The sequence below is a fragment of the Chamaesiphon sp. OTE_20_metabat_361 genome, from assembly GCF_031364565.1.
Genome location: NZ_JANLWO010000206.1, coordinates 1 through 5,463, shown reverse-complemented (window position 1 = coordinate 5,463; position 5,463 = coordinate 1). Strand labels below are relative to the sequence as shown.

The following is a 5,463-nucleotide window of genomic DNA, read 5'->3' as shown; positions in this document are numbered from 1 at the left end:
TCTACAAATACAAATTCAGTGATAATATCGCGATTACTCCTGCGTTGATCTATGTAACGTCAACTGATGAAACTAATAGCAATAGTGCAGTGATCGGCGTAATCAGAACTACATTTACGTTCTAACAATCGCAACTAACTTTGCTAAGTACTCGATCGATCTGACGATCGAGTACGCCAATCCAGTCAGAAGTGATATCTTACTTCTGGCTGGTTTTTAATTTGTGGCACTCACTATTCCCTGCACCAGATCTGTAGAGATTTTTAGATCTGTAGATCTGTAGGTTGGGTTGAAGCATGAAACCCAACACACCTAGCTAAATCAAGTATTTAGGTGGTAGGAGACAAAATAATTGTGCTGTGCCGATCGCGATCCGATTTTCGGCAAATTTCAAACCGATAATACCGCCCTTTTTAAGAATTAATTGGTGGCAAACTTTACCAAATATTAATAATTCAGCCCACTCACTCAAATTCGGCTCGTGCCCGACTAAGGCTAAATTGGTGATGTTATCGGTACGGGCATCCCATTCCCTCAACCACGCAGGGAGATTTCCGCTGGGTTTCAGCTCTGGGGATACCTCTAATTTGGGGCTGAGTTTTTTGTCGATCGAGATCTCTGCCGTTTGGCGCGCGCGGACTAAAGGACTAGTAATAATTAGATCGAATTTTAGGTCTAATTCGATCGCTCGATCGGCAACTTGTTCGACTCTTTTGCGTCCTGCTTTAGTAAGGCATCTTAACTCATCATTGGCGATCGAGTCTGCTGGATCTAAATCTTCGGCAATACCATGACGAATTAAGTATAAGTACATATTTTTGTTAATGATTTGAGACTTATTGACACTCAAGCGGATGATATCTAGTGGGTAACTGTTTATTGCCGATCGATACTTATCTGGCTCGATCGGGAATTATAAAGTAGATGATAAATGTTTTAAGACGATCGAAGGTGCAGTAGTTATGACAAGATTGGGTGCCGAAGAATTTGTGCCAGCGAGAAATAGATTTCGGTGGGAGGCTTTTTTACCAAAGCGGAAAGCTTGGATACAGACTTTAATTTTATTGCCGTTTGGCGTACATGTTGCTAACTTCTTGGGTGCTAGTTGGCAATTTTCTGCTAATGCGATCGGGGTAGAACAGCAGTATCTTCTCGGGGCAATTTCGATGGTAATTAATTTATTACTGCCGAGTTTATTTTTTGCCTGCTTATTCCATGGGGGTAGTTGGGTACTGGGGAAGCAAGAATCATCAACATGGTATCCCAAAACCCGCGCCTTGTCAGCAGGTGCAGCGGCTACCTTGACGATCGCGGTGTCATTTGGGATGGTGGGGCTATTGACTCATAGTTTTGGGATCTGTCGTAATCCAGCAGCGGGGAATGTTGCGCAGTCTTTACTATGCAATCTCGATAATTATAATTTTGAATCCAAATCTTGGTTTGGAGCGTGGTTTATCGTCGCGGCTTACTGCTATCAAGCCCAAAGCTCGATCGAGTCTCGGATCGCCCATCGGCATCGAAATTATCCACCCCGCTTTACATCGCCCGAGCATGATTTTGCCGCCGCCATGACGGGACACGATGATTATCATGCCAACCCATCCACCGAGGCGATCGGCAATGGCGAAGACTAGACCGCAAATTTTTTCGCCCCAATGTTAGAATATGACGGTATCAATCCAGGTAGCATCAGCACGACGCATCAGCGATCGCCTTTAAGTAAATTGCTAAACCGAAATCATCATCTTAATGTGGGACGGCTCTGCCAAACCTTAATTGGCTCGATCGTTTATCTGGGGTGTTGGGGACAATTACCGAGCATTGCCAACCCCTCCAGCCTGCGAGAGCAGATCTTACCGAGTATCGCTCAAAACGCGCCGCCAGCAGACAAACAGCCGCCATCCGAGCCAAACTCAATCGATATCAGTCCCGAAGTTATCGATGGTAGTCCCGTCTTGCAAAAATGGCTCAAGGGGATTCCCGATGTCCTGGATGATATTAAAAATGACCCGAGTTTTCGGACTCGGGTAAAAGTTGGCTACTCTCAATATCCCTCCACCGGACAAACGGGTGGGATTCATCTCGCCGTCGATGATGTGTTCTTCGGGCGCAGTGGGCTTTCTGCCAGTGCCAATTACAATTCGGGCGGTAGCCGCAGTGCTTACGGTGCTGACGTGCAGTATTATCTCTTACCTTTGGGTGGTTATTTCAATGTGACACCCCTAGTCGGCTTTCGCCATCTCCAGACTGATAAATATAGCCGCGATGGGCTAAATCTCGGCGTCAAGCTGATGCTCGTACCGTCCCGTGGGGGTGGTGCCGATATCGCCCTGAGCCAGAGCTGGGTAGGTTTAGGTAGTAGCACCGAGACGGGTTTGACAACTTTGTCTGTTGGTTATGCCATCACCAATCACCTCCGGTTATCGACAGACATCCAGCAGCAAAATGCCAAGGAAAACTACGATAGCCGGGTGGGTTTGGGAATCGAGTGGATGCCATAGGCTCGATCGATGCTGAAAGAGGATTGGTGCGTTTGGCTATCTTGTCTCGCTAAACCGTCAATAGGTTAATAAATAACTTCGGCTAGTTATATCTATCGATTGGAAGATGCAGAAAAATGAGTATTGTTGACTACTAAATATAAATAGCTCGTTTTGGGATCGTGTCACCTCAGCTAGCAACGACTAAAAATGCTGCCCTACCAAAAACTACCTCGATGGCTTAAAGTTAGTTTAGCCTTTCCATTAATTTTTCTAAATGGTTGGCTGATCGGGCTACTCTATCATTCCTTACAACCGATTTCTAGTATCGTCATTGCGGCTTGTTTGGTGACGTTTTTACTAGATTATCCGATCGCGTTCCTAGAAAGACGTGGACTAGCACGAGCTTGGGCAATTGGATTGGTGTTGGTGGTTGCCATTGCCTTGGTAGGAGCGATCGGTTTTGGGCTACTGCCGATCGTGTTTAGACAGTTGGAGGAATTTGCCAATCGTTTACCCGCTTGGTTGACAGCCGCACAGGTGCAAGTCGCTACTCTGAGTACGCAGCCGATCTTCCAAGACTTGCCAGTCGATCTCACTACTTTAACCGCTGGCTTGACCGAGCGAGTCACTCAAACCCTCCAATTAGCCTCGCGTCAAGCGCTCTTTCTCGCTGTGGATACGATTAATAGTGCCTTAAATTTGCTCTTAACTGTCGTACTGACCGTTTTATTAGTATTTAGTGGCACCCGCTTGTGGAACGGCTTACTGAGTTGGTTGCCCGCACCTTGGAATCAACAGATTCAAGATTCGCTCCGGCAAAGTTTTCAGAGTTATTTCGCGGGTCAGGCGATCGTGTCTACGATTCAAGGTGTGTCGCTGGTAACTGTATTTTTACTACTTCAGATTCCGTTTGGGTTGCTATTTGGCTTGACGATTGGCTTTGCCAGTCTGATTCCCTTTGGCGGTACCCTGACGATTATTGTGATTAGCTCGCTGCTAGCGCTGCAAAACATTTGGCTGGGACTTAAAGTTTTGCTAGTGGCGGTCGTCGTCGGTCAGATTATTGAAAATGCGATCGCGCCTCGGTTGATGAGTGGGATGACGGGACTCAATCCCGCAGTTGTGTTCATCTCGGTATTGTTAGGATCGCAAGTAGGCGGTATTCTCGGATTACTTTTAGCAGTGCCGAGCGCGGGGTTTATCAAGCGAATTGCTGACGCGCTCAGAGAGCGGCTTCGCCAACAATTGAGAGGTGCTACTTCAGATGCCGTGCTTGTCAGTAATCCACCCTCATAATCGTGTTATGGTTTCCCCTTTCCCCTAACTTGCACAGGAAGTCTATTGAGTAGGTTTCTACCTCTTTATGTATAGTTTAATCTTTAATTTAGAGAACTTAAGACAGAGCCGCCGATCGCATAGATTAATTAAGATTGATACAGCAGCACTAGCGATATCAAATCTATTAGCCGATCGATACTATGAGCAAACATGTTAAAAATGGCAAGAAAGTAAGCAGTTATCAGTTTAAAATACCTCCTCCTGCTAGCTCCTCTCAAGAGGTTGTGCAGCTTCAAATCGCTTTGCTGCTATCATCGATCGAGCTAACTTTTAATCGCATCGGAGCTTAAAGCAACTAATATCCACTATCCACTATCCACTATCCACTATTCACTATTCACTATTCACTATCCACTATTCACTATCCACTATCCACTATCCACTATTCACTATTCACTATTCACTATTCACTAACTTAGCAACGTGAAATACTCGGCCAAGTGAAATAAAATGTCGTACCTTTACCAACTTGAGATTCTAATCTAATATCACAACCCACCGCTCGAACGATCTTTTTCACGATCGCCAGACCGATCCCCGTACTATCGGCGCGATTTTGAGGATTTACAGCTTGGAAAATAGTAAAAATATCATCTTGATACTTAGGGGCGATTCCCGGTCCATCATCGGCAATGATAAATTCATAAAAGTTTGGTACTTTTTGCATCGATATTTTTACCGAGCCATCAAGTCGATCGTGATGTTTGATACTATTACCAATTAGATTAGAAAATACCTGAAATAATAAGATTTTTTTGCCATCGATCGTTGGCATATTTGCCGCAATCTCGATCTTAAATGTCGGGGGCGGTGCAATTGATTCGATGACTTCAGCCAGTAATCGATCGACTGCGACTAATTCATTGGAGTTTGTTACTTGCCCAATCCGGGCATAGTCGAGTAAGCCATCAATTATTGCGGACATTTTATGAACTCGATTGCGCAATAATAGCATTTGCTGTTGATTTACTGCTGAGAGCGATCCTGCCAAATCATCTTCGATCCATTGGGAAAGATTGGCAATTGCTCGTAAGGGCGCTTTGAGATCGTGAGAAACAACCTGAGCGAAACTATCTAGTTCTTGGTTGCGTTCTTCTAAAGCAGCTTGAATTTTTTGGCGCTCGGTTGTGTCGCGCGCGATCGCGTAAATTACACCTTTTTCCACATCAGGCAAGGAACTCCAAGATAGCCAGCGGTAAGACCCATCTTTACAACGGTAGCGGTTTTCAAAACTCACAACAGAGTCCCCCGTGCTGAGACTTTGAGCCGCTTCGATCGTACTTTGCAGATCGTCAGGATGGACTAGATCTAAATATGGTCGCATCATTAATTCGGTATTAGTAAAGCCTAAAACTCGATTCCATGATGAATTGATCCGGATAAAATAGCCATCAAAATTAGCAATTGCTAGTAAATCGAGCGATAAATTAAAAAACCTGTCTCGCTCTTGTTCGTAATGTTTGCGTTCGGTGATATCTCGCGCGGCTGCATAAATTAGCTTTTTTTGTGGATAAGGTGTGGCACTCCATGATAACCAGCGATACGAGCCATCTTGACAACGATATCTATTTTCAAGATCGCTCTTAGGTTCACCGAGCCTTAGCGCTTCAAAGGTGGCACTAGTCCGCTCCCAATCGTCAGG

The 5,463-nt window shown here is 45.1% G+C and carries 6 protein-coding genes; 4 read left to right on the top strand and 2 right to left on the bottom strand.

Annotated features, from left to right (window positions below):
• Window positions 1-125, top strand: a 125-nt coding sequence (locus RMO35_RS25190) for a carbohydrate porin (RefSeq protein ID WP_396135611.1), incomplete at its 5' end; no start/stop codon positions are given.
• A gap of 191 nt (window positions 126-316) precedes the next feature.
• On the opposite strand, the gene sixA is transcribed toward RMO35_RS25190, so the two are convergent.
• A complete protein-coding gene (sixA, locus tag RMO35_RS05770) occupies window positions 317-814 on the bottom strand; it encodes a phosphohistidine phosphatase SixA (RefSeq protein ID WP_309739232.1) in 498 nt (165 codons plus the stop codon).
• Between the two features lie 148 nt (window positions 815-962).
• Here sixA and RMO35_RS05765 point away from each other — a divergent pair, with 148 nt between their 5' ends.
• The 3 genes from RMO35_RS05765 to RMO35_RS05755 all read left to right on the top strand — a co-directional run bounded on the left by RMO35_RS05765 (window position 963) and on the right by RMO35_RS05755 (window position 3,779).
• Window positions 963-1,634, top strand: a complete 672-nt coding sequence (locus RMO35_RS05765) for a hypothetical protein (protein WP_309739230.1) — start codon at window positions 963-965, stop codon at window positions 1,632-1,634.
• 21 nt (window positions 1,635-1,655) lie between these two features.
• The gene (locus RMO35_RS05760; RefSeq protein ID WP_309739228.1) at window positions 1,656-2,501 is read left to right on the top strand and encodes a hypothetical protein; all 846 of its coding nucleotides are present in this window, start codon (window positions 1,656-1,658) and stop codon (window positions 2,499-2,501) included.
• Window positions 2,502-2,690: 189 nt separating this feature from the next.
• Entirely contained in the window at window positions 2,691-3,779 is a 1,089-nt protein-coding gene (locus RMO35_RS05755) for an AI-2E family transporter (RefSeq protein ID WP_309739226.1), read from the top strand.
• 457 nt (window positions 3,780-4,236) lie between these two features.
• Here the strand turns inward: RMO35_RS05755 and RMO35_RS05750 are convergent.
• On the bottom strand, window positions 4,237-5,463 hold a 1,227-nt coding region (locus tag RMO35_RS05750; RefSeq protein WP_309739224.1), incomplete at its 5' end, for a PAS domain S-box protein.

Bases quoted from the DNA above. Each gene is read 5' to 3' on its own strand.
- sixA (WP_309739232.1), bottom strand. From the start codon at position 814: ATGTACTTATACTTAATTCGTCATGGTATTGCCGAAGATTTAGATCCA.
- RMO35_RS05765 (WP_309739230.1), top strand. From the start codon at position 963: ATGACAAGATTGGGTGCCGAAGAATTTGTGCCAGCGAGAAATAGATTT.
- RMO35_RS05760 (WP_309739228.1), top strand. From the start codon at position 1,656: ATGTTAGAATATGACGGTATCAATCCAGGTAGCATCAGCACGACGCAT.
- RMO35_RS05755 (WP_309739226.1), top strand. From the start codon at position 2,691: ATGCTGCCCTACCAAAAACTACCTCGATGGCTTAAAGTTAGTTTAGCC.